Annotated in this window: 1 protein-coding gene; it reads right to left on the bottom strand. The window is 66.4% G+C overall.

All coding sequences use genetic code 11. From position 1 onward, the window contains the following. Positions 1-176: 176 nt before the first annotated feature. On the bottom strand, positions 177-1,544 hold a 1,368-nt coding region (locus EJC49_RS25475; protein ID WP_245453565.1), incomplete at its 5' end, for a helix-hairpin-helix domain-containing protein.

Genomic DNA, 1,544 nt, shown 5'->3' with positions numbered 1-1,544 from the left:
GGTGCCGTGCGGTCGGGCCACACGTCGATGGACGGCTCGAGATTTCCGAGCAGGTCGTCGAATGAACTGACGAGCGCGCGAAGCGCCTCCTGGTTCGTCGAGATGTTGAAGAGGTTGCACATGCTTCGCGAGACTAGCTGCGCAGCCGGCGTTGGCAAGCAGGCGCCGCCATCGGTCTAGCGGAAGTTCTTCGCCTGAACCCGCAGGCGATCGATGTGCAGGTCCGGAGTGTAGATGTCCCTCGGCTTGGCGGCGCCGCGCGGGTCGGGCGTAGGACTCCCATGATGGAATTCGTCGCCGCGGCCGTGCGGGAGGGGGAACGGCGCATCGCGCCTTCCGATCCCCGCAAGCGCCTCCGACATGTCCGTCAACTGATGGGCGACGAGGTGCACGACGTCCCCCTCGCGCTGGATGCGTCCCCGGACTGCGAACATGGTGGAACCCAGCACGACGCGCCGGAACTTCTCGAACATCTTTGGCCAGACCACGAGATTCGCGATCCCGCTCTCGTCCTCGATTGTGATGAACATCACGCCCTTGGCGCTGCCCGGGCGTTGCCGAACGAGAACGAGTCCCGCGGCTTCCAGCCAGCGGCCGTCGCGGGCACGCATTGCGTCTAGGCAGGTCACGATGCGCCGCTGCGCGAGATCAGCCCTCAGGAAGGATACGGGATGCTGACGCAGCGAGAGCCCGGTGTGGCCATAGTCGGAGACGACCTCACTGCCCTCGGTCATTCGGCGGAGCGCAGTGACAGGCTCCACTTGCTCCGACACGGTTGCGTGCTCGCGCAGGGAGGCGGCCGCGAAGAGCGGCAGGGGCTCGTCCCTCAGTCCCTTGATGGCCCAGAGCGCCTCGCGTCGCGCCATGCCGAGCGAAGGGCGGAAGGCATCCGCCTCTGCAAGCTGCTCCAGGACGTGGGACGGGACACCAGCGCGGCGCCACATGTCGTCGATGGAGGCAAAGGATTCCTCGCCGCGAACGGCAGCTATGCGGGCGGCATGACCGTTCGCGATTCCCTTGACCATGCGCATGCCGAGCCGGACGGCGAAGCGGCCGTCGTCCATCTCCTCGAGGGTGCAGTCCCGTCGGGATGCGTTCACGCAGACGGGCCGAACCTCGACGCCGTGCTCGACAGCGTCGCGGACGATCTGGGCCGGCGCGTAGAAGCCCATGGGCTGGGAATTGAGGAGCGCCGCGCAGAAGATGTCGGGGTGCCAGCACTTGAGCCAGGCCGAGGCATAGGCGATCAGGGCGAACGATGCCGCGTGGCTTTCTGGAAAGCCGTAGCTGCCGAATCCTTCCAGCTGGCTGAAGGTCTTCTCGGCGAAGTCGCGATCATAGCCGCGCTCGACCATGCCCTCGATCAGCTTGTCCTTGAACCGGCTCACCCCGCCGGTGAACTTGAAGGTGGCCATGGACTTGCGCAGCATGTCGGCTTCGCCGGGCGTGAAGCCCGCGCATTCGATGGCGACGCGCATCGCCTGCTCCTGGAAGAGCGGCACGCCGAGCGTCTTGCCCAGCACCTTCTCCAGTTCCGGCTTGGG

The sequence above is a fragment of the Aquibium carbonis genome (assembly GCF_003970795.1).
GTDB classification, from domain to species: domain Bacteria; phylum Pseudomonadota; class Alphaproteobacteria; order Rhizobiales; family Rhizobiaceae; genus Aquibium; species Aquibium carbonis.
Note: the sequence above shows the minus strand (reverse complement) of the source record. Positions and strands in the feature narration are given on the sequence as shown.